This is a genomic window from Billgrantia sp. NRB1, assembly GCF_056921725.1.
The window spans coordinates 867,953-889,115 of sequence record NZ_CM167783.1 but is presented as its reverse complement, the minus strand read 5'-3'; the positions used below and the strand labels follow the sequence as shown (position 1 = coordinate 889,115).

The following is a 21,163-nucleotide window of genomic DNA, read 5'->3' as shown; positions in this document are numbered from 1 at the left end:
CGAGCTAGTGGCGAACGGTGCTCGGCAGCCCGCCGAGAGTCAGGTCCGCCACCGGCGCCGGCCGGCCATAGAGAAAGCCCTGATAGAGCCGACAACCATGGGCCTCTAGCCACCGGCGCTGGGCCTCGGTCTCGACGCCTTCGGCCAGGGTCTCCAGTGACAGGGTGGTGCTCAGGGTGATGATCGCCTCGACGATGGCCGCGTTGGTGGCGTCCTGGTCCACATCGCGGACGAAGGACTTGTCGATCTTGAGCCGGTCCAGGGGCAGTCGACGCAGGTAGGCCAGCGACGAGTAGCCGGTCCCGAAGTCGTCCAGGGCAAAGCCGATGCCGCGCCGCCGCAGGCGCAGCATCTTGTCGCGGGTGTCCTCCGGGTCGTGCATCAGCAGCGATTCGGTAACCTCAAGCTCGAGCCGCTCGGCCGGGGCGCCGGTGTCGGCCAGCACCGCCTCGACCTGGTCGACGAAGTCCGCCGCCGCAAACTGCTGAACGCTGACGTTTACCGCCACCCTGAGACCACGCCTGTCTGGCTCCTGCGCCCAAGCGGCCAGCTGGCGGCAAGCCTCGTGGAGCACCCAGCGGCCGATGGGCAGCATCATGCGGGTCTCCTCGGCCAGCGGAATGAAGATCCCAGGACTGACCTGGCCGCGGGTAGGATGCTCCCATCGCAGCAGCGCCTCCACGCCAACGACGGCCCCTTCGCTGTCCACCTGCGGCTGATAGTGCAGACTCAGCTCCTCGCAATCGAGGGCCTGGCGAAGATCGGCCTCCAGGGTGGCCCGCTCAATCACGCTGGCCTGCATCTCGGGGTCGAAGAAGCGCAGCGTATTGCGCCCGGCGGCCTTGGCCTGGTACATGGCCAGGTCGGCCTGCTGCATGATCTCGTCGGTGCGGCTGCCGTGGTCGGTGAACAGGGTGATGCCCAGGCTGCCGCTTACGGCGAAGCGCTGCTCTCCCACCTCATGGTACTCCTCGAGGACGGCCAGCAGCTTTTCGCCGACCCGCTCGGCGATCTGGGCCGCGGCCAGCGGCGCCTCGCCAAGGTCGGTGAGCATCACCACGAACTCGTCGCCACCCAGCCGCGCCACGGTATCGGACTCCCGCAGCACCGCGGTCAGCCGGCGGGCGACCTCACGCAGCAGGTCGTCGCCCCGCTGGTGGCCCTGGGTGTCGTTGATCACCTTGAAGTTGTCCAAGTCGATGAACATCAGGGCGCCATACTCGGCGCTGCGATGGCTGGCCTTGAGCGCCGCCTCCAGGCGGTCGAGCAGCAGTCGACGATTGGGCAGGCCGGTAAGAGGGTCGTAAAAAGCCAGCTGAAACGCCTGCTCTTCGGCATGCCGGCGCCGGGTGATATCGGTCAGGGTCGCCACAAAGTGGGTCACCTCGCCCCTATCGCTGCGCACCACGCTGATGGTCAGCCACTGCAGGTAGAGCTCACCGTCCTTGCGGCGATTCCATATCTCGCCCTGCCAGCTGCCGGTCTCGTGGATGGCCTGCCACATGCGCCGGTAGAAGCGCCCATCATGCTTGCCGGAGCTCCATAGTCGCGGATTCCTGCCGACCACTTCTTCCTGGGTATAGCCGGTGATGGCGGTAAAGGTGCGATTGACTTTCAGAATGGCGCCGCGGGCATCGGTGATGATCATGCCAAGGTGGGTCTCGAAGGCCATGGCGGCAATGCGCAGGTTGGCCTCCTCGAGAGAGGAGCGCAGCGCATCGCGAACCTCCTGGGGAGAGCGCCGCTGGACACCCTGGTGAACCGCCAGCGCCAGCACCATCAGCCCCAGCAGCCCGGCGGCGACCGCGAGCGGCCAGACCCGCTGCTGCCAGCTCGCCAGCCCCAGCAGCAGAGCCAGCAGCACTGGGATCAGGTGGCGCTCGGCAGTCCTCAGCGCCAGCCAGCGTTGCTCCATGGCGCTCTCCTTGTCGTTGTCAGTGTCCGTGGTAGGGTCGTGGAGAATGATGTCGCGGTGATCGTGTCATCACCGTGTGCCGCATGGCTGGCGTGCCACTATGCCGTTTCCCGCTCTGTTGCGCATTGTCCAGCGTCAACCCGCCGCCATCTAATGAGCGACAGCGCCGATGGCGACCGGCACTGGCAACCCGACGCCGCTTCGGGCATATTTTCCTGGCACCCTGTCGTTGCACCCCCGACCCAATAGGAGCCACCCGCCGCCAATGATGGCCCCCGAAGACGCCTTCCGCCTGCTGGCCGACAGCCTGGGCAGTAGCGGCACCCCCCGGGTGTTCGATCTGCTGGTCGAGCGCGTGGCCGCCATATTCGAGGCCGAGCACGCACTGATCGCCGAGGTGCTGCCCGGCGGCGAGTCGGTGCGAACGGTGGCCGTCTGGTCACAGGGACAGCTGCAGCCTGCGGTGAGCTATCCGCTGGCTGGCACACCCTGCGCCCATGTGCTGGACGACCGGACCTGCCACTATCCCGACAACGTCTGCGCGAGCTTTCCCGACGATCCCATGCTGCGCGAGATGGGGGTTAACAGCTACATGGGGGCGCCCATCAAGGCGCCGGACGGCCAGCTGCTGGGGCTGATGGCGATCCTTGGCAATCATCCCCTGGCACTGACCGACTACGCCCCGGAAGTGCTGCGTATCGCGGCGGCTCAGGCCGGCGCCGAGCTGACGCGTCAGGCCACCGAGCGGGAGCGGCGCAGCAGCCACCACCGCATCGAACAGCTGGCCTACTGGGACAGCGTCACCGGGCTGCCCAACCGCCGCCAGTTCATGGAGCGACTCACCGATGGCTGCGCGCAGGCCCGCCGAGAGGACTGCGCCCTGGGCCTGGTCTATCTCGACCTGCGGCGCTTCCGGCAGGTCAACGATACCCAGGGTCATGCCCTGGGCGACCGTCTACTGGCCGAGACCGCCGCCCGCTTCGGCGCCGCAGCGGCCCCCGGCGAATTCGTCGCCCGCCTCGCGGGCGACGAATTCATGGTGCTGCTGATGGACACCGACGAGAGCGCCATGGCCAGCGCGATCGAGCGCTACCGACGCAGCCTCTCCCCACCGATCCGCATCGCCGAGCGACGCTTTTCCCTGGCCACCAGTGCCGGGGCGGCGCTGTTCCCGCTGGATGCCGACGACGCCCAGTCGCTGTTCCAGCACGCCAGCATCGCGCTGAACCATGCCAAGCGCAGCAGCGACCGGACCCGCTTCTTCAGCACCGACATGGCCGATGAGCTGCATCGGCGCGAAGTCCTTCAGGCACGCTTCCTGCACGCCCTGAGCCAGGGGAGCCTGTTGCTGCACTTCCAGCCCCAGTTCAGCCTGGCAAGCGGCGAGCTGATCGGCGCCGAGGCGCTGTGTCGCTGGCAGGACGCCACCCTGGGCTGGGTCAGCCCCGGCGACTTCATCCCCCTGGCCGAGGAGCAGGGCCTGATCGGCCGGCTGGGCGACTGGGTGCTGGACACCGCGTGCCGCCAGCTGGCGGGCTGGGAGGCTCAGGGCAAGGCGTTCCCCGGGCGGCTATGCATCAACGTTTCGGCCCAGCAGATGGACGACCCCCGGCTGGCCGAGCATATTCAGCGCCTGACCGCACGGGTGCCGTCGGCGTGCATCGGCCTGGAGCTGACCGAGAGCGGCCTGATGCGCAACCCGAATCAGACCGTGCGCATTACCCGCACCCTCTGTGATGCCGGCTTCGGCATGGCGATCGATGACTTCGGCACCGGCTACTCGTCGCTGAACTACCTCAAGCGCTTCGCCGCCGACACCCTGAAGATTGACATGTCGTTCGTGCAGGACATGCTCAAGAGCAGCCACGACCACGCCATCGTCGCCACCATCATCGCCATGGCCCAGACCCTGGGCATGCAGACCATTGCCGAAGGGGTGGAAACCCGGGAGCAGGCCGAGGCACTCAGGGCGCTCGGCTGCAGCGGCGTGCAGGGCTTCTACTTCGGCCGGCCGGTGGATGCCGACAGCTTCGCTGCCCGGTGGCTGTGAGCCGTTAGCCGTGAAGCGGCTGGCCAGAGCTCAGGCCGGCGGTGGCGCCTCCGCGCCGCCCTCCTCCAGGCAGACCCGGTCACGGCCCTCGGTCTTGGCCCGGTACATGGCCAGATCGGCACGCTGGAGCAGCGTCTTGCGGCTGTCCCCCGGCCGCCACAGGGCCACGCCGATGCTGGCGGTGATCGACAGCGGCAGCCCCTCGACCGCGACCTCGGCGATCAGCCGGCGCAGCCGCTCGCCAAGGCCCGCCGCGGCCTGGCGATCGGTTTCGGTGGCCAGCACCACGAACTCCTCGCCGCCCCAGCGCCCCAGGTGGTCGCAGCCGCGCAGCGACTGCCCGACCCGCCGCGCCAGCTCGCGCAGCACCCGGTCGCCCATCTCATGACCGAAGCGGTCGTTGATGCGCTTGAAGTGATCGGCATCGAACAGCAGCAGGGCAAAGGAGCGTCCGTAGCGCTCGGCGGCGGCCAGCTCAACGTCGATGGCCTGCTCGATCCGATAGCGATTCCACACCCCGGTGAGCGAATCGAAGTGGGCCAGCTGCTCGAGCCGGCAGTTGGCATCGGCGAGCGCCTGCTGCTCCTCATGCAGGCGGGCGTTGAGCCGGTCGATCTCATGGACGGAAGCCGCCAGCGCCAGGTCCTCACCGAGGTCCATGGCGGCCAGGCGCTCGATTCGCTCCCAGGCGATACTGCGACCGCTGACCTCCTCGCGCCAGGCCGAATGGCGACCGGGCAGCGGCTGGTCAGGGACAGCAGCGGACCGCGCCTTTGCCGACTCGCCGGCCACCGCCCAATAGAGGGTCTCGACCTGCTCGGGACGAAACAGCAGCAGCCAGTCGCGGCGCTGAGTATTGAGCCGCAGCGGAATCGCCAGCACGCCGCAGACGCCGTCGAGGGCCAGCCCCTGGGTCATCGCCTGCGTGCCGGCATTGGCGGTATACCAGGGCCCCTCGTGGCGATGCTGCGCTTCCAGCCGCAGGACCAGGGTTTCCAGGGCCTCATGGGCCGGCACCTCGCCGAAGCTGACCAGCTCCCCGTGATGCACCAGGGTCACGCCCTGGGCGCGAAAGAGCGCCAGCCACTCGGCGCCATGGCGGCGTACCAGCAGCTCGGGGCTGGGCAGGCGCCGCCGGGCCCGGGTGAGCAGGTCGCGGCTGTCCTGCACCCGCTGCAGGTAGCGAGCCTCCTGACGGGCGCGCAGCAGGAACAGCCGCTGGGTGGCCATCTGCACCAGGGCCCGGGCGGCCTCCCGGATCGCCGGCGCCAGCGGCACCGGCGCCATGGCATGGCCGATCAACAGCCCCCACAGCTCCTGCTGGCTCTGAATGGGTATCGACAGCATCGCCCCGACCCCGAGATGCTCCTGATAGCTCACCTGCTCGGGAGAGGGCGCTCGCAGCACGCTCGCCGTCAAATCGTCCCTTAGCGCGCCAAGCTCGCTTTCGCTACTGAGCACCTCGACGGGACGCGACTGGACATCCGGCACGCTGCGCACGGGATTGTGCTCGATCAGGCTGCGCGCCTGGGGGGGAAAGTCGCTGGCGGGAAAATGCTGGCCCAGCAGGGAGTCCATCGCCCCCCGACGGTACTCTGCCACCACCTTGCCGTGCCAGTCGGCATCGAACCGGCACACCAGCACCCGGTCATGGCCGGTCAGCTGCGCCACCCCCTCCACCAGGGTGTCCAGTAGCCGGTCGCGGCTCTCGGCCTCGGCGATCCGCCTGAGCCACTCGTTGACCAGGGCCATCAGCCGCCGTTGCCCCACCGAGCCCAGGGGCTCGATCTCGACGATGACACGGTCGCCCCGGCGGTGGGCATTGACCTGGACCTTCAGCGGGCCGCCATCGACTCGGCGGGTGACCGACAGCGGCGCCGGCAGGCGCGAGCGCCCCTTGAGCTCGCGTTTGAGGCGAGCCACCAGGCGGCGCCCCAGCAGCTCGGCCGGCCGGGCATCGAGCAGTCGAGGCACGGTCAGGCCAGTGAGTTCCGCTAGGTTGGCGCTGGCCTGCAGCACGCTCGACGCCTCGGCATCGAGCACCAGCAGCCAGCCGCAGGGCTGGATGCGGCCGATGGGCCGAATGGCCGAGCGACCTGCAGAAGCGGGAGAGGAGGATGTCATGGGCGTCAGCGTGACCTCGCGTACCGACTGGCCAGCGAAAGGGTGAAACGCGCCTATCGTGCATCAGCCCGGGCGTCGATGAAAGCCGGAATAGCACAGTCAAAGCGGCCTGAAGGTCGACATGGTGGACCGATCAGCATGCCCCGGGTGGCGACAGGGCCCATGCCTGGCCAAACGGCGACGCCCGGCTCAGCTCCACAGCTCCCCCACGGGTGTCTGGGGGGCGTAGTGGGTGGCGATCTGCGCCTGCAGCAGTTCGGCAGTCGCCAGGGCATCGACCAGGGCATGGTGCCCCTGGTAAGCCGGCAGGCCGTAGCGCGCGCGACTGTCGTGCAGGCGGATCGACACCGGCGGCCGCCCCATCCAGCGCCGGAACCGCGACCACAGCGAGAGCCGGTGGCGCCGCGCCTCCAGCGACATGGTGTCGATCACCGGGAAACGCACGCCCTCCCCCAGGCGGGACTTGACCGCCGACTCCAGGAAGGGGCGCTCGATATGCCGAAAGTGCACCACCACCAGGCGTCCGGCCAGGGCGTCTAGCAGCTCGGGCAGGATCATTTCCAGGTCAGGCGCCTCCGCCACCTCCGAGTGGGTGATGTGGTGAAGAGTCACCGACTGGTGGGAGAGCGGCCGGGTCGGTCGCACCACCCAGTAGCGGCGCTCCGCCAGCCGGATCCGCCGCAGCGTGAAGGGCACCAGGCCGACGCTGACGATGGCGTGACGCCGCTCATCCAGGCCGGTGGTTTCCATGTCCAGTGCCGCCAACGGCGCCTCACCGATGGGCGTTTCCGCCGCCGGGCAGCCCGCGGCGAAGAAACGCGCCAGCAGCGGATGCGAGGCGCCGCCGGCGCGCTGGGCCATGTAGCCCGGCCAGTCGGGCACGGTGCGCCGGGACGGCAGTCGCAGGAGAGACATCGGCTCAGCGAGACCGTGCGCCACGCGCCGGCAGCGGGTAGCGATACTTGAGGAATTTCTGGGCGTTGCTCAGCACCTGGAAGGCATCCTTGAGGTTGTGACGTTCACTGTCGGCGACGTTCTCCGGCTCGATATTATTGTCCGGCTCGCGCTCCTCCTGAAGATCGATCACCTGGTGATGAATCCGCGACATGGCGAGAAACTCCAGCGCATAGCGCAGCTTCTCGCCGACGCCGGGCGCCAGCAGCTGGGTGCGGCCGATGTCATCGAGCCGCTCGAAGCTGTTCTGGGCGCGGGAGCCACAGGCCAGGGCATGAACACGGATCAGGTCGACCATGGGCGCCGTACCGCGGCGCTTCAAGTTGATGGAGTTGTTGTGCTTGCCATCCTTCTCCATCACGAAGGTACGAAAGAAGCCCAGCGGCGGCGTGCGGTTCAAGGCGTTGCGGGCCATCGCCGCCAGGAACAGCGGGCTCTGGGGCGCCTTCTTGGCCACCAGGTCCTGAAGCTGTTCGACCAGCGCCTCATCGCCGTAGGCGCTGTCCAGGTCGAAGAAAATCGAGCTGTGCAGCAGCCGTTCCGGCGTGGGGTTGTCGATCCAGTCGTTGAAGTAGCCCTTCCACACCGACAGCGGCTGACGCCACTTGGTCGTGGTGGCCATCACCTCGCCCTTGCAGTAGGTGTAACCACAGGCATCCAGCCCGTCGCTGACCCGCTTCGCCAGGGCCAGGAAATAGGCATCGTGCTGGTCGGGGTCGAAGTCATCGGCAAGCACCAGGGCATTGTCCTGATCGGTGACGATGGACTGCTCGTTGCGCGCCATGGAGCCATTGACCATGAAGCAGTAGGCCACCGGCGGCGGCCCCAGCTCCTCCTCGGCAAGCTCCAGCAGGCGCCGGGTGAAGCTGCGGCCGATGGTCGACAGGGCGCTGCCGATCATCTGGGAGTTGTTGCCCTCCTCCACCATGCGCACGAAGGCGGCGCGCACGTCGGGCGCCAGCCGGGCCAGGCCCTCGGCGCTGGACTGGCTGAAGATATTATTCACCAGGTAGAGGCTGGAGTGGGTCTCGTAGCGAATGATGTCCGACAGGTGCACGATCCCCACCGGGCGGCGGCGATGCAGCACCGGCAGGTGATGCACGTTGTTGCGCAGCATGGTGAGCATCGCCTCGTGCACGGACTCGTCGGACTGGATGGTGATCAATCGTCCGTCGACCAGATCCCCTACCGGGGTATCGGGGGAGAGCCCCTCGGCCACCACCCGGGTGCGAAAGTCGCTGTCGGTGAGGATGCCACACAGCTGCCAGGGGCGGTCCTCGCTGTCGGTAAAGGTGTAGCGCGGCTGCTCCCCCGGGGCATCGAGCACCAGCGCCGATGACGCCTGAGCCTCGGTAATCTGGCGCGCCGCCGCCTGCACCGTGGTGGTAGCCTCGACCATCACCGGATAGCGCGTCAGCAGCTTGCGAATCCGGGTGATCATCATGTCGTTGGCTTTCTTCTGCTGCTCCACCACCGCCTTCAGGCGGGGGCGGTCGAGCTCGACGAAGTCGGCGAAGTGCTCGTCGGCATCGCACAGGCGGCGAAACTCGGCCTCGGGAATGAAGTAGATCAGGGAGTCTTCCAATGCCCGGGCCGGAAAGCGCACGCGGTGATTTCGCATCAGGCTGAAGTGGCCGAAGATATCGCCCTCGCCCAGGCGGTTGTAGAGATCGCCGTTACGGCGGTAGACCTCCACAGCCCCGCTGCGGATATAGCAGAAATCGTGCACCTCCTGGTCGAGCACCAGGATATCCGCCCCGGCCTTGAAGTAGCCCACTTCGACCCGACCGGCCAGAGCGTCGAGGTGCTCATCGGAGAGACCGTCGAAGGGCGGAAAGCGCCCCATGTGCTGGCGAATTTCCAGCAGCTCTACTTCCATGCGTCCCCTCCGATTGCGTGGCGATCCGGCATTATCGCAGTGTGAAAGGGCGCCCGTTGACTGTAAAGCACCCAGCCGAGGGTCGACCACATAGGCAAGAGGCCACCCATGGGGTGGCCTCTCAAAGGTGCCGCTTGGCGAGTCGCGCGTTTACGACTGCTCGGCCATCGCCTGGACACGCTGCATCAGCTCGGGGTCCTGCTGAATGGCATGGCCAATGGCGTTGAAGGTATCCACATCGAGACCGCTGTCCTCGACCACTTCGACCATTTTGTCGTTGGCTTCCATGCGGACCTCGTTCTGGGCCTGCTCGTCTTCGGCCGCGTGAAGGCGCTCGGTGTACTCTTGGGAGATGACGGCGATCTCTTGCGAGGCATCGGCGAACTGCTGAAGCTGGTCATCAGAGAAGTCCTGCGCCGGGGCTGCCGCCTGCGGCTGTTCCGGTGCGGCTGCCGGGTCCTGCTGAGCATGGGCGTGAGCGGCCATCAGGCCGGCAGTGAGCAGAGCAGCCGAGAACAGGGCAGTGATCCGTTGCATGAATACCTCCAAGGGGGTGTTGCGGTGTATGTGCCCCCTGTGACGGACCACGGGCATAAGGGTTCACCATTTTCTTGTAACGCTATGTAATATATCGATAGTCCGCTAATTGCTACCTCGGTCGTCTTCCACCGACGTGCTCGAAGCCGTATCGTCGAGCCTTTCCGTCGGTCAAGGACGTCGCCCCTCATGCCTGCCTCTTCTTCCGCCACGCTCAAGTCCCTGGGTCTGGCCGCCATGCCGCTACTGTTCGTGGCCCTGTGGAGCACCGGCTTCATCGGGGCCAAGTTCGGCCTGCCCCACGCCGAGCCCTTTACCTTCCTGTTCGTGCGCTTCGTGCTGACCCTGATGCTGCTGATTCCGCTGGTACAGCTCTTCAACGGCGGCTGGCCCCAGGGAGCACGGCTCTGGGGGCATATCGGCGTATCCGGCCTGCTGGTGCACGGCGCCTACCTGGGCGGGGTCTTCTACGGCATCCACCTAGGCATGCCGGCCGGGCTGGCCGCGCTGCTGGTGGGGCTCCAGCCGCTGCTGACCGCGACCCTGGCAAGCCCTCTGCTCGGCGAGCGCATCACGGCCGTCCAGTGGCTGGGGCTGGCGCTCGGTCTGGTGGGGATCGGCCTGGTGCTGGGCAGCAAGCTCGATCCGGGCGCCGCGCTGTTCCAGGGCTTCGGGGTCGGCGCCCTGGCCAGCATCTTGGCCGCCCTGGGGGGCATCACCCTGGGCACTCTCTATCAGAAGCGCTTCTGCACCGGCATGCCCCTGCTCTCCGGCACCGTGGTGCAGTACCTGGCGGCGGGCACCCTGCTGGGGCTGGGGGCGCTGCTGTTCGAGGAGCGCAGCATCGACTGGACCCCGACCTTCCTGCTGACCCTGGCCTGGCTGGTGCTGGTGCTGTCGATCAGCGCCATTCTGCTGCTGATGGCGCTGATCCGCCGCGGCGCCGCGTCGCGGGTGGCCAGCCTCTTCTATCTGGTCCCGCCGGTGACGGCGCTACAGGCGTGGTGGCTGTTCGACGAGCGACTGCCCCTGGCCGGGCTGATCGGCATGGCGGTGACCATCGTGGGCGTGGTGCTGGCAGTACGCGGCAAGCCGGATCAGTCGCCTCCCAGCCGCTCCAGGTAGCGCGGGCCACCCAGGTTGCGCATCTGCTGGCGTATCCATTGACTGCGCCGCTCCACATGGGGGCTGGGGCGCGCCGCATCCCAGCCGCGGGGGTTGGGGAGGATGGCGGCCAGGCGGCTGGCCTGGGCTTCGCTGAGCCGGTCGGCGGAAACCCCGAAGTAGTGCTGGCCGGCCGCTTCCAGGCCGAACACCCCGTGGTCCCACTCGGCGATATTGAGATAGACCTCGAGGATGCGCTGCTTGGGCCATAGCGTCTCGATCAGTAGCGTGAACCAGGCCTCCAGGCCCTTGCGGCCCCAGCTGCGCCCGGTCCACAGGAAGAGGTTCTTGGCCGTCTGCTGGCTGATGGTGCTGGCCCCGCGCAGCCGCGCCCCGTTGCGGCTGGCCTCCCAGGCGCGGCGCATCTCGACCATGTCGAAGCCGCGATGATCGGGAAAGCGCTGGTCCTCGGCGGCGATCACCGCCAGCTTGGCGTGGTCGGAGAGCTCGCTCCAGGGACGCCACTGGCGCTGGATCGCCACCGGCTCTCCGACCAGCCAGCCCTGCACCTTGCGCTCGAACATCACCATCGAGCCGTAGGCGGGCACCTCTCGCAGCGCCAGCACCAGCAGCACCGAGAGCGTAATAAAGACGGCCACCGCGAGGGCCGCCCAGCGCAGTAGTCGGCGCAGCAGCGCCCGGATCATGCCGCGCCCTGGGTCGGGGGACGGTCAACGCTTGAACAGATGCTCCGCATGATAGCGCAGGTGGTCCTCGATGAAGCTGGCGATGAAATAGTAGCTGTGATCATACCCCGGCTGGCGACGCAGCGTCAGGGGGTGATCGTGCTCGGCGCACACCGCCTCCAGCCGTTCGGGCCTGAGCTGCTCGTCGAGGAAGTCGTCGCTCTCACCCTGGTCGATGAACAGGCGCTGGCTGGAGGCCCCCTTGGCCACCAGCTCGCAGGCGTCGTACTGGGTCCAGGCGCCGGGGTCGTCGCCCAGGTACTCCCCGAAGGCCTTGCGCCCCCAGGGGCACTGGCTGGGGTTGACGATGGGAGCGAAGGCCGACACCGAGCGGTAGTGGCCGGGCCGGCGCAGGGCCATGATCAGCGCGCCGTGACCGCCCATGGAGTGGCCGCTGATCGACTCGCGGCCGTTGACCGGAAAGTGCTGGCGCACCACCGAGGGCAGCTCCTCGGCCACGTAGTCGTACATGCGATAGTGCGCCTTCCAGGGCTGACGCGTGGCGTTGACGTAGAAGCCGGCCCCGGACCCCAGGTCGTAGCTATCGTGCTCGCCGGGCAGATCGGTCCCCCTGGGGCTGGTGTCCGGGCAGACGATGGCGATGCCCAGCTCTGCGGCCAGGCGCTGGGCGCCGGCCTTTTGCATGAAGTTCTCGTCGGTGCAGGTGAGCCCCGAGAGCCACCACAGCAGCGGCACCCGCTGGGTTTCCGCCTGGGGCGGCAGGTAGATGGCAAACACCATCTCGCAGTCCAGCGCCCGCGAGCGGTGGCGGTAGCGCTTGTGCCAGCCGCCAAAGCACTTGTTGCTCGACACCAGCTCCAGCTGTTCGGTCATGGTCATAACGCTCTCCCGGCGCGCAAAGATGTCACCCGTCGCGCGACACGCGACGGCTAAGTTGAGACATGGCGGCGCATGTCACGGCTCAATAGTGGAGCACGGTACGGATGCTTTCGCCACGGTGCAGCAGCTCAAAGGCCTCATTGATCTGCTCGAAGGGCATATCATGGGTAATGAAATCGTCGATGTTGATCTCGCCCTTCATGTAGCGCTCGACATAGCCCGGCAGCTCGCTGCGCCCCTTCACCCCGCCGAAGGCGGAGCCCTTCCAGACCCGGCCGGTGACCAGCTGGAACGGCCTCGTGGCGATCTCCTCGCCGGCCCCGGCCACGCCGATGATGATCGACTCGCCCCAGCCCTTGTGGCAACACTCCAGCGCCGAGCGCATCACGTTGACGTTGCCGATGCACTCGAAGGAGTAGTCGACGCCGCCGTCGGTCATCTCGACGATCACCTGCTGGATCGGGTCGGGATAGTCCTTGGGGTTGACGAAATCGGTGGCGCCGAACTGGCCGGCCAGCGCGAACTTGTCGGGATTGACGTCGATGGCGATGATACGGCTGGCCTTGGCCATCATCGCCCCCTGGATCACCGCCAGGCCGATGGCCCCCAGACCGAACACCGCTACGGTAGAACCCGGCTCCACCTTGGCGGTATTGAGCACGGCGCCGATGCCGGTGGTCACCCCGCAGCCCAACAGGCAGATCTTGTCCAGCGGCGCCGTCTTGGACACCACCGCCAGCGACACCTCGGGCAGCACCGTATATTCGCTGAAGGTGGAGCAGCCCATGTAGTGGTGCAGCGGCTTGCCCTCTAGCGAGAAGCGGCTGGTGCCGTCGGGCATCAGCCCCTGCCCCTGGGTGGCACGCACCGCCCCGCACAGGTTGGTCTTCCCGGAGAGGCAGAACTTGCACTGGCCGCATTCGGCGGTATAGAGGGGAATCACATGGTCGCCCGGCCTGACGCTGGCGACACCCGCCCCCACCTCCTCCACGACACCGGCCCCCTCGTGGCCCAGCACCGAGGGAAACAGCCCCTCCGGGTCGGCGCCGGAAAGAGTGTAGGCGTCGGTATGGCAGACGCTGGTGGCGGCCATGCGCACCAGCACCTCACCGGCCCTGGGGCCTTCCACGTCGATCTCGGCCAGCTCCAGCGGCTTGCCCGCAGCCCGGGCAATGGCGGCTCGTGTCTTCATGGCGATCTCCTGACGAGATGGTCGATGCCTTTCAGTCTAGGCCGCTTATGGAGCTGGCGAAACCCAAGGGAATCAGAGAATTATCTCAATAAAAAAAGCGCCCCGTAGGGCGCCAGGAAGAGGCCTTGCCGATGCCTTCACTTGAAGTTCTTTCGATAGGACTTGAGGATCTCGCCGACGATGCCGCTACGGAAGCTCAGCACGCAGACCACGAAGATTACCCCCAGGATTGGACCCACCCAGGCGCCCAGGGCGCCCTGGGCCAGCAGATGCTGCAGGCTGACCACCAAGCCGGCGCCCACCACCGGGCCGAACAGGGTGCCCACCCCGCCCAGCAGGGTCATCAGGATCACCTCACCGGACATGTGCCAGTGAGCGTCGGTCAGCGAGGCCAGCTGGAACACCACCGTTTTGGTGGAGCCGGCCAGGCCGGCCAGGCCCGCGGAGAGGATGAAGGCCAGCAGCTTGTAGGCATCGGTGTTGTAGCCCAGCGACACTGCCCGCGGCTCGTTCTCGCGGATCGCCTTGAGCACCTGGCCGTAGGGTGAGTGCACGGCGCGCTGCACGATGGCGAAGCCGATCAGGAAGACGGCGAACACGAAGTAGTACATCGCCAGGTTGCTGCGCAGGCTGATCACGCCGAACAGCTCGCCCCGCGGCACCCCGTGCAGGCCATCCTCACCACCGGTAAAGGGCGCCTGAACGTAGAAGAAGTACACCATCTGCGCCAGCGCCAGGGTCACCATGGCGAAGTAGATTCCCTGGCGGCGAATCGCCAGGGCACCGAACACCGTGCCCAGGGCCAGGGCCGCCAGGGTGCCGACGATGATGCCCATCTCCGGGGTCAGCGCCGGGTAGCTGGCCAACAGGTAGCCGGTCACGTAGCCGCCGGTGGCCAGGAAGGCGGCATGCCCGAAGGAGAGCAGCCCCGCGTAGCCCAGCAGCAGGTTGAAGGCGCAGGCGAACAGCGCGAAGCACAGCACCTTCATCAAGAACACCGGGTAGGCGAAGAAGGGTGCCACCAGGCCGATCGCAATCAGCACGAGATACAGGAGGTTGCGGCGCATATTGGCGCGCCGCTGGCGCTCCATGGTCGGGGTCAGGGTTTGCGTCGTGGCCATGACGTCATGCCTCCTTGCCGAAGAGACCGGCGGGTCGAATCAACAGCACCAGGATCATTACCAGGAAGATCACGGTGTTGGCCGCCTCGGGGTAGTAGACCTTGGTGAGGCCCTCGATCAGGCCCATGCCCAGGCCGGTGAGCACGGCGCCGAGGATCGAGCCCATGCCGCCGATCACCACCACGGCAAAGACCACGATCAAGAGGTTGGAGCCCATGGTCGGCGACACCGGATAGAGCGGTGCGGCCAGCACCCCGGCGAAGGCGGCCAGCGCCACGCCGAAGCCGTAGGTCAGGGTAATCAGCAGCGGCACGTTGACACCGAAGGACTGCATCAGCGCCGGGTTCTCGGTGCCGGCCCTCAGGTAGGCGCCAAGCCGCGTGCGCTCGATGATGAACCAGGTACCCAGACAGACCACCAGCGCCGCCAGCAGCACCCAGGCGCGATAGACGGGCAGGAACATGAAGCCCAGCTGGAAGCCGCCCTGCAGCGCCTCCGGCGTGGGATAGCGGGCGCCCGAGACCCCGAAAAAATTGACCAGGGTGCCTTCGAAGATCAGCGCCAGGCCAAAGGTCAGCAGCAGGCCGTAGAGGTGGTCCAGGTGGCCGATGCGGCGCAGCAGCAGCCGCTCGATCACCATCCCCAGCAGGCCCACCACCAGCGGCGCCAGCAGCAGTGCCGCCCAGTAGTTGATACCCAGGTAGCGCATTCCCAGCAGGGTGGCGAAAGCCCCGAGCATGTACATGGCCCCGTGGGCGAAGTTGACGATCTTCAGTAGGCCGAAGATCACCGCGAGCCCCAGGCTCAGCAGGGCGTAGAAGGCGCCGTTGATCAGGCCCAGCATCAGCTGGCCCATGAACACCGCCAACGGCACCCCGAATATCATCGTCATGTTAGGTTCTCCTCGCCGTCAGAGGGGCGGCGGCTGGCGCCGCCGCCGTGTCTTGCCCAGCTTAGTTCTGCACCAGCTTGCACTGGCTCTCGGAAAGCGGGCGGTAGGCTTCTTCGGCAGGAATGGTGGCCAGGATCTCGTAGAGGTCCCACTCATGGGTGGAGTCGGCCGGCGACTTCACTTCGGCCAGGTACATGTCGTGCACCATGCGGCCATCCTCGCGCAGGCGGCCGTTGCGGGCGAAGAAGTCGTTGATCTCCTGATCCATCATGTGGGCCCGCACGGTCGCCGGATCGTCGCTGCCGGTCGCTTCCACCGCCTGCAGGTAGTGCATGGTGCTGGAGTAGATGCCCGCCTGGACCATGGTCGGCATGCGGCCCACGCGCTCGTAGTAGCGCTCGGACCACTCGCGGGACTCATCGTCCATGTTCCAGTACCAGCCGGTGGTCAGCAGCAGCCCCTGGGTGTCCTCGAGGCCCATGGCGTAGACGTCGTTGAGGAACACCAGCAGACCGGCGAGCTGCTGGCCCGCCTCGACCACGCCGAACTGGGCGGCGGTCATGATGGCGTTGACGGTGTCGGCGCCGGCGTTGGCCAGGCCGATGATCTGGGCGCCGGAGCCCTGGGCCTGGAGAATGTAGGAGGAGAAGTCGTCGGTGGGGAAGGGGTGACGCACGCCGCCCACCACTTCACCGCCGCTCTCTTCCACCACCCGGGTCACGTCGCCTTCCAGGGCGTGGCCGAAGGCGTAGTCGGCGGTGAGCATGAACCAGCTCTCGCCGCCCTGGTCGACGATCGCCCGTGCGGTGCCGTTGGCCAGCGGGTAGGTGTCATAGACCCAGTGGATATGGTTCGGCGTGCAGTGCTCATTGGTGATGCTCGAGGCCGCCGAGGCGGACACGATGCCGAAGCTGTTGTTCTCTTCCAGCACCCGCGTCACGGCGATGGTCACCGAGGAAGCCACCAGGCCGGCGACCATGTCGACGTTGCGGGTGTCGATCCATTCCCGCACGGTGCTGGCGCCTACGTCGGCGCTGTTGCGGTCATCGGCGCTGAACACCTCGATCGAGGCGCCGTTGACGTTGCCGCCGAAGTCTTCGACCGCCATGCGCAGGGCCTCGAGGCCGCCCGGGCCGGCCAGGTCGCGATAGGTGCCGGACATGTCGGCCAGGTAGCCGATACGCACTTCGCCGTCGCTGATCTCGGCCTGGGCGGTAGCGGCCATGGCGGCGGTGGCGGCAATGGCGATGCTGCTGGCGAGGGTCTTCTTGATGAAGGTCATTTTCGTCTCCATGGCCCCGTAGGGCTGCTTGTTGTTGTCGCGGGCGCTGCGATCAGTCGCCGCTGTGGTGGTGGTTACGAAAGTTGCGGTTGTGGTTTTTGGTTAGCCGCCGAGGCGGCCCAGCTACTGCGCTTTCGGGAAGGCATCCAAGCCAGGGCACCCTCCGGAAAAATCGTCCCGCGCGATGGACTCACACCCCCAGCAGGGAGTTGAGATGGTCGCGCTTGCCGGCCAGCTCGGTCTTGCTGATCTCTTCGACGATCCGGCCGTGCTCCATCACATAGTGGCGGTCGGCCAGGGGCGCGGCGAAGCGGAAGTTCTGCTCCACCAGCACGATGGTCATGCCGCGGTCGCGCAGCTTGACCAGCACTTCGCCGAGTTTCTGCACGATGACCGGGGCGAGCCCTTCGGTGATCTCGTCGAGCAGCAGCATGCGCGCGCCGGTGCGCAGGATGCGCGCCATGGCCAGCATCTGCTGCTCGCCGCCGGAGAGTCGGGTACCCTGGCTGCGCCGCCGCTCATAGAGGTTGGGGAACATCTCGTAGATCTCGTCGAGAGACATCCCGCCGGAGCGCACCGTGGGCGGCAGCAGCAGGTTCTCTTCGACGTCGAGGCTGGCGAAGATGCCGCGCTCCTCCGGGCAGTAGCCGATGCCTAGCCGCGGAATGCGGTGGGGCTTCATGCCCAGCGTCTCGTTCCCGTTGATCATGACCGAGCCGGTGCGCCGGCCCACCATGTTCATGATCGCCTTGAGGGTGGTGCTGCGCCCCGCGCCGTTGCGGCCCAGCAGGGTGACCAGCTCGCCACGCCTCACGTCGAAGTCGACGCCGTGGAGGATGTGCGATTCGCCGTAGAAGGCGTGCAGGTCGCGCACCCGCAGCATTTCGGCGCCATCGTGATCCTGATAGTGCGTGGCGTCGGCGACCGGTTCGGCTACCTGATTCATGCGCTGGCCTCCTCTTCTGCATCCGCTTCAGTGCCCATGTAGGCCTCCTTGACCCGCGGGTCGGCGGACACCTCGGCGTAGTCGCCTTCGGCCAGCACGGCCCCACGCGCCAACACGGTGATGCGATCACACAGCCGGCTCACCACGCTGAGGTTGTGCTCCACCATCAACACGGTGCGGCCCTTGGCCACGCGACGGATCAGCTCGACGATGCGGTCGACGTCCTCGGCGCCCATGCCCTGGGTCGGCTCGTCGAGCAGCATCAGGGTCGGCTCCATGGCCAGGGTGGTAGCCACTTCCAACGCCCGCTTGCGCCCGTAGGGCATCTCCACGGTGAGCACGTCGGCGTACTCGCGCAGGCCCACTTCGTCCAGCAGTTCGATGGCCCGCTCGTTGAGGTGCTCGAGGGTGCGCTCGGACTTCCAGAAGTGGAAGGAGGTGCCCATGGGCCGCTGCAGCGCCACCCGCACGTTCTCCAGCGCGGTCATGTGGGCGAACACCGCCGAGATCTGGAAGGAGCGCACCATGCCCAGTCGGGCGATCTGGTTGGCCTTCATGCCGGTGATGGCGTCGCCGCGATAGAGGATCTCGCCGCGGGTCGGCGGCAAAAACTTGGTGAGGAGATTGAAGACGGTCGTCTTGCCGGCCCCGTTGGGACCGATCAGGGCGTGGATATGTCCTTCCCGGACCTGCAGGTTGACATCGTCCACGGCGGTGAAGCCGCGAAACTGCTTGGTCAACCCGCGAGTTTCCAGTATGAACTCCTGGGTCATGTGACGTCCTCTCTGGATCGCCGCCAGCGATCCGCGCTGATTTGTTGTCTTTGTCATGAAGGCTGATAAGCGAGTACCAGCCCGGGACTTTCTAACCTTTACGTTAACGTAAGCTAGAGGAGACGCCCCCGAGGAGCAACACCTGAAACGCCGAACTCGACCAATGGCGTAGACGCTCCGGTTTTCAGTAGCTTGCAAACAAAAACGCGACACCCGTCGGGGCATCGCGCTGGCTCGATATAGAGGATTGATCTAGAAGAAGCTTTCGCCCCTCAGCACTCGATGGCGTTGACCGCCAGCCCCCCACGGGAGGTCTCCTTGTACTTCTCCTGCATGTCGGCCCCGGTGTCGCGCATGGTGCGAATCACCTTGTCCAGGGAGATGAAGTGCTCGCCGTCGCCGCGCAGCGCCATCTGGGCGGCGTTGATCGCCTTCACCGAGGCGATGGCGTTGCGCTCGATGCAGGGCACCTGCACCAGACCCCCTACCGGGTCGCAGGTCAGGCCCAGGTTGTGCTCCAGGCCGATCTCGGCGGCGTTTTCCACCTGGCCGACGCTGCCGCCCATCACCTCGGCGAGCCCCGCGGCGGCCATGGCACAGGCCGAGCCGACCTCGCCCTGACAGCCCACCTCCGCGCCGGAAATGGAGGCGTTCTTCTTGCACAGGATGCCCACGGCGCTGGCGGCCAGCAGGAAGTCCACCACGTCGCGCTCGCAGGCGCCCGGCTGAAACTTCATGTAGTAGTGCAGCACCGCCGGAATGATGCCGGCCGCGCCGTTGGTGGGGGCGGTCACCATGCGCCCACCGGCGGCGTTCTCCTCGTTGACCGCCAGGGCGAAGACGTTCACCCAGTCCATGGCCGAGAAGGTCGAGGCGATCAGGCTACGGTCATCCTCGGCGGCGAGCAGGCGACGGTGCAGGGAGGCCGCGCGCCGCTTGACGTCGAGCCCCCCGGGCAACACCCCTTCGTGGTGCAGGCCGGTCTCCACGCAGGCCTGCATGGCCTGCCAGATCTCCCACAGCCCGGCGCGCACCTCCGCCTCGCTGCGCCAGGCCTTCTCGTTCTCCAGCATCAGCTCGCTGATGCGCAGGTCGTGCATGCGACACAGCGCCATCAGCTCGGCGGCGGAATTGAAGTCGTAGGGCAGTGCCGTGGTGTCGCTATCCAGCTCGCCCCGGGCGGCCTGCTGCTCGTCGACCACGAAGCCGCCACCCACCGAGTAGAAGGTGTTGCGGTATAGCTCGTCACCGTGACCATGGGCCACCAGCGTCATGGCGTTGGGATGATACGGCAGGCAGTCGTCATGCCACTGCAGGTCTCGAGCCCACAGGAAGGCGATCGCCAGGCGGCCGTCGAGCAGCAGGGTGCTGGACTCCAGCAGCTCTTCGATGCTGGGGCCGACGATGGCGGGGTCGATGACATCGGGGCGCTCGCCCATCAGGCCCATGAGCACGGCGCGGTCGGTGCCATGCCCCTTGCCGGTGGCCGACAGTGAGCCGTGGAGATGCACCTCGATGCGGGCCACCCGTTCGAGCAGGCGCCGCTGGCGCAGTGCCTCGACGAAATCGTAGGCGGCACGCATCGGCCCGACGGTGTGGGAGCTGGATGGACCGATACCGATCTTGAAGAGATCGAAAGCGCTGATTGCCATGACATCTACCTCGCAGGGGAACGGCGACTGACGGCGGGCAAGACGCTCCGAATACCGGCAAATACATCAGTGGAGCTAAACAGTCTTGCCATCTTGTTGGCTTTCGCTCTATGTTGAAGCGGTTCGCTGCGGCGGACAAACCAGAATAACTTCCCTTGAGTATAGAATGACTAAAGCATGAGCCGCCTCCTGCACGCCCAGACCCACGCCTGGCTGAAGGTCTTTGCCGTCAGCGCTCGCCACCTCTCCTTTACCCGCGCCGCCGAGGAGCTGCACGTGACCACCGGCGCGGTCAGCCAGCAGATCAAGCAGCTGGAGGCCCGGCTGGGCTTCAAGCTGTTTCGCCGACTGCCGCGCCGACTGGAACTCACCGAGGAGGGCCGCCGGCTTGCCGGCGTGGTCGACGAGGCCTACCAGGCGGTGGGCCTGGAGGTGAAACGCCTGCGCAGCGGGGTGATGAGCGGCATCGTTCGCCTGCGCAGCGTGCCGGCCTTTCTCAGCAAGTGGCTGATGCCGCGCCTGCCGCGGCTGCAGGCGCGATTCCCCGACATCGAAATGCAGCTGGTCGCCGAAGACAGCAGCCTGTCGCTGCGCGAGGGCGACTTCGACCTGGCCATCGACCTCAACGATGGCCACTATCCCGGCCTCTCGACCACGCCGCTGATGGAGGAGGTGATCTTCCCGGTCTGCGCGCCGGCCCTGCTGCACCGCCGCCCCTCGCTGTCTAGCCCGGCAGAGCTCGCCTGGTACCCGCTGCTCCACGACGTCACCGCCTGGCGCGGCGGCCACCCCTATGCCGAGTGGGAGCACTACCTGCAAGCGGTCGATGCACCGCCGATCAACGCCCGCCGCGGCTATACCTTCAACCGACATCGCCTGGCCCTGGAGGCAGCCGTGGCCGGCATGGGCGTGGCCATCGCCCGCCAGGCCCTGCTGACCGACGAGCTCAAGACCGGCAGCCTAATCGCCCCCTTCGCCACCCGCATCCCCACCGGCAAGCGCTACGGCATCGTCCACACCAGCGGCGCCCTGGACGACCGTCGGGTCGCCGCGGTGCACGACTGGATCGTCGAAGAAGCGCATCGATAACACCTCCCTCCCCCCTGCTCGAGGCCTCTGCGAGAGGCTGCTTCTGCCCCAGCTCAAAAAAAAGCAG

The 21,163-nt window shown here is 66.9% G+C and carries 17 protein-coding genes; 3 read left to right on the top strand and 14 right to left on the bottom strand.

From position 1 onward, the window contains the following. Positions 1–4: 4 nt before the first annotated feature. Complete coding sequence (locus tag ACZIYR_RS04070; protein ID WP_483528284.1) at positions 5–1,915, bottom strand: putative bifunctional diguanylate cyclase/phosphodiesterase; 1,911 nt, start codon at positions 1,913–1,915, stop codon at positions 5–7. 265 nt (positions 1,916–2,180) lie between these two features. Between ACZIYR_RS04070 and ACZIYR_RS04065 the strand changes: the two genes are divergently transcribed. Beyond that, entirely contained in the window at positions 2,181–3,965 is a 1,785-nt protein-coding gene (locus tag ACZIYR_RS04065; protein ID WP_483528283.1) for a putative bifunctional diguanylate cyclase/phosphodiesterase, read from the top strand. Positions 3,966–3,995: 30 nt separating this feature from the next. On the opposite strand, the gene ACZIYR_RS04060 is transcribed toward ACZIYR_RS04065, so the two are convergent. The 4 genes from ACZIYR_RS04060 to ACZIYR_RS04045 form a co-directional block, all read right to left on the bottom strand. Further along, a complete protein-coding gene (locus tag ACZIYR_RS04060; RefSeq protein ID WP_483528282.1) occupies positions 3,996–6,089 on the bottom strand; it encodes a sensor domain-containing diguanylate cyclase in 2,094 nt (697 codons plus the stop codon). A 189-nt stretch (positions 6,090–6,278) separates the two neighbouring features. Next, positions 6,279–7,004 (bottom strand): 3'-5' exonuclease, encoded by a 726-nt coding sequence (locus tag ACZIYR_RS04055; RefSeq protein WP_473032501.1) that lies wholly within the window; start codon positions 7,002–7,004, stop codon positions 6,279–6,281. A gap of 4 nt (positions 7,005–7,008) precedes the next feature. Then, positions 7,009–8,922, bottom strand: a complete 1,914-nt coding sequence (locus tag ACZIYR_RS04050) for a DUF294 nucleotidyltransferase-like domain-containing protein (RefSeq protein ID WP_483528281.1) — start codon at positions 8,920–8,922, stop codon at positions 7,009–7,011. A gap of 150 nt (positions 8,923–9,072) precedes the next feature. Further along, positions 9,073–9,459, bottom strand: a complete 387-nt coding sequence (locus tag ACZIYR_RS04045; RefSeq protein ID WP_238976901.1) for a DUF4168 domain-containing protein — start codon at positions 9,457–9,459, stop codon at positions 9,073–9,075. Positions 9,460–9,648: 189 nt separating this feature from the next. On the opposite strand from ACZIYR_RS04045, the gene ACZIYR_RS04040 reads away from it, so the two are divergent. Beyond that, on the top strand, positions 9,649–10,584 hold the full coding sequence (locus ACZIYR_RS04040; protein WP_473032500.1) for a DMT family transporter: 936 nt from the start codon (positions 9,649–9,651) through the stop codon (positions 10,582–10,584). On the opposite strand, the gene mtgA is transcribed toward ACZIYR_RS04040, so the two are convergent. The 9 genes from mtgA to ACZIYR_RS03995 all read right to left on the bottom strand — a co-directional run bounded on the left by mtgA (position 10,557) and on the right by ACZIYR_RS03995 (position 20,007). Beyond that, entirely contained in the window at positions 10,557–11,270 is a 714-nt protein-coding gene (mtgA, locus tag ACZIYR_RS04035) for a monofunctional biosynthetic peptidoglycan transglycosylase (RefSeq protein ID WP_473032498.1), read from the bottom strand. The two genes, ACZIYR_RS04040 and mtgA, sit on opposite strands and share 28 nt — an antisense overlap. Before the next feature lie 24 nt (positions 11,271–11,294). Beyond that, positions 11,295–12,149: an S-formylglutathione hydrolase gene (gene fghA, locus ACZIYR_RS04030; protein WP_483528280.1), complete on the bottom strand. Its 855-nt coding sequence runs from the start codon at positions 12,147–12,149 to the stop codon at positions 11,295–11,297. 82 nt (positions 12,150–12,231) lie between these two features. After that, complete coding sequence (locus ACZIYR_RS04025; RefSeq protein ID WP_483528279.1) at positions 12,232–13,341, bottom strand: S-(hydroxymethyl)glutathione dehydrogenase/class III alcohol dehydrogenase; 1,110 nt, start codon at positions 13,339–13,341, stop codon at positions 12,232–12,234. 137 nt (positions 13,342–13,478) lie between these two features. After that, positions 13,479–14,462: a branched-chain amino acid ABC transporter permease gene (locus ACZIYR_RS04020; RefSeq protein WP_473031804.1), complete on the bottom strand. Its 984-nt coding sequence runs from the start codon at positions 14,460–14,462 to the stop codon at positions 13,479–13,481. 4 nt (positions 14,463–14,466) lie between these two features. Next, a complete protein-coding gene (locus tag ACZIYR_RS04015) occupies positions 14,467–15,354 on the bottom strand; it encodes a branched-chain amino acid ABC transporter permease (protein ID WP_473031805.1) in 888 nt (295 codons plus the stop codon). A gap of 61 nt (positions 15,355–15,415) precedes the next feature. Then, positions 15,416–16,636: an ABC transporter substrate-binding protein gene (locus ACZIYR_RS04010; RefSeq protein ID WP_483528278.1), complete on the bottom strand. Its 1,221-nt coding sequence runs from the start codon at positions 16,634–16,636 to the stop codon at positions 15,416–15,418. A 190-nt stretch (positions 16,637–16,826) separates the two neighbouring features. Then, positions 16,827–17,582 (bottom strand): ABC transporter ATP-binding protein, encoded by a 756-nt coding sequence (locus ACZIYR_RS04005; protein ID WP_483528277.1) that lies wholly within the window; start codon positions 17,580–17,582, stop codon positions 16,827–16,829. After that, on the bottom strand, positions 17,579–18,355 hold the full coding sequence (locus ACZIYR_RS04000; protein WP_483528276.1) for an ABC transporter ATP-binding protein: 777 nt from the start codon (positions 18,353–18,355) through the stop codon (positions 17,579–17,581). Before ACZIYR_RS04000 ends, ACZIYR_RS04005 begins: the two co-directional genes overlap by 4 nt. Positions 18,356–18,627: 272 nt before the next feature. Then, complete coding sequence (locus ACZIYR_RS03995) at positions 18,628–20,007, bottom strand: L-serine ammonia-lyase (RefSeq protein ID WP_483528275.1); 1,380 nt, start codon at positions 20,005–20,007, stop codon at positions 18,628–18,630. Between the two features lie 177 nt (positions 20,008–20,184). Between ACZIYR_RS03995 and ACZIYR_RS03990 the strand changes: the two genes are divergently transcribed. Further along, positions 20,185–21,096, top strand: coding sequence for a LysR substrate-binding domain-containing protein (locus ACZIYR_RS03990; RefSeq protein WP_483528274.1), 912 nt, complete (start codon positions 20,185–20,187; stop codon positions 21,094–21,096). Positions 21,097–21,163 lie beyond the last annotated feature (67 nt).

Bases quoted from the DNA above. Each gene is read 5' to 3' on its own strand.
- ACZIYR_RS03995 (WP_483528275.1), bottom strand. From the start codon at position 20,007: ATGGCAATCAGCGCTTTCGATCTCTTCAAGATCGGTATCGGTCCATCC.
- ACZIYR_RS04070 (WP_483528284.1), bottom strand. From the start codon at position 1,915: ATGGAGCAACGCTGGCTGGCGCTGAGGACTGCCGAGCGCCACCTGATC.
- ACZIYR_RS04045 (WP_238976901.1), bottom strand. From the start codon at position 9,459: ATGCAACGGATCACTGCCCTGTTCTCGGCTGCTCTGCTCACTGCCGGC.
- ACZIYR_RS04040 (WP_473032500.1), top strand. From the start codon at position 9,649: ATGCCTGCCTCTTCTTCCGCCACGCTCAAGTCCCTGGGTCTGGCCGCC.
- ACZIYR_RS03990 (WP_483528274.1), top strand. From the start codon at position 20,185: ATGAGCCGCCTCCTGCACGCCCAGACCCACGCCTGGCTGAAGGTCTTT.
- ACZIYR_RS04065 (WP_483528283.1), top strand. From the start codon at position 2,181: ATGATGGCCCCCGAAGACGCCTTCCGCCTGCTGGCCGACAGCCTGGGC.
- ACZIYR_RS04000 (WP_483528276.1), bottom strand. From the start codon at position 18,355: ATGACCCAGGAGTTCATACTGGAAACTCGCGGGTTGACCAAGCAGTTT.
- ACZIYR_RS04015 (WP_473031805.1), bottom strand. From the start codon at position 15,354: ATGACGATGATATTCGGGGTGCCGTTGGCGGTGTTCATGGGCCAGCTG.
- ACZIYR_RS04060 (WP_483528282.1), bottom strand. From the start codon at position 6,089: ATGACATCCTCCTCTCCCGCTTCTGCAGGTCGCTCGGCCATTCGGCCC.
- ACZIYR_RS04010 (WP_483528278.1), bottom strand. From the start codon at position 16,636: ATGACCTTCATCAAGAAGACCCTCGCCAGCAGCATCGCCATTGCCGCC.
- ACZIYR_RS04055 (WP_473032501.1), bottom strand. From the start codon at position 7,004: ATGTCTCTCCTGCGACTGCCGTCCCGGCGCACCGTGCCCGACTGGCCG.
- ACZIYR_RS04005 (WP_483528277.1), bottom strand. From the start codon at position 17,582: ATGAATCAGGTAGCCGAACCGGTCGCCGACGCCACGCACTATCAGGAT.
- ACZIYR_RS04025 (WP_483528279.1), bottom strand. From the start codon at position 13,341: ATGAAGACACGAGCCGCCATTGCCCGGGCTGCGGGCAAGCCGCTGGAG.
- fghA (WP_483528280.1), bottom strand. From the start codon at position 12,149: ATGACCATGACCGAACAGCTGGAGCTGGTGTCGAGCAACAAGTGCTTT.
- mtgA (WP_473032498.1), bottom strand. From the start codon at position 11,270: ATGATCCGGGCGCTGCTGCGCCGACTACTGCGCTGGGCGGCCCTCGCG.
- ACZIYR_RS04020 (WP_473031804.1), bottom strand. From the start codon at position 14,462: ATGGCCACGACGCAAACCCTGACCCCGACCATGGAGCGCCAGCGGCGC.
- ACZIYR_RS04050 (WP_483528281.1), bottom strand. From the start codon at position 8,922: ATGGAAGTAGAGCTGCTGGAAATTCGCCAGCACATGGGGCGCTTTCCG.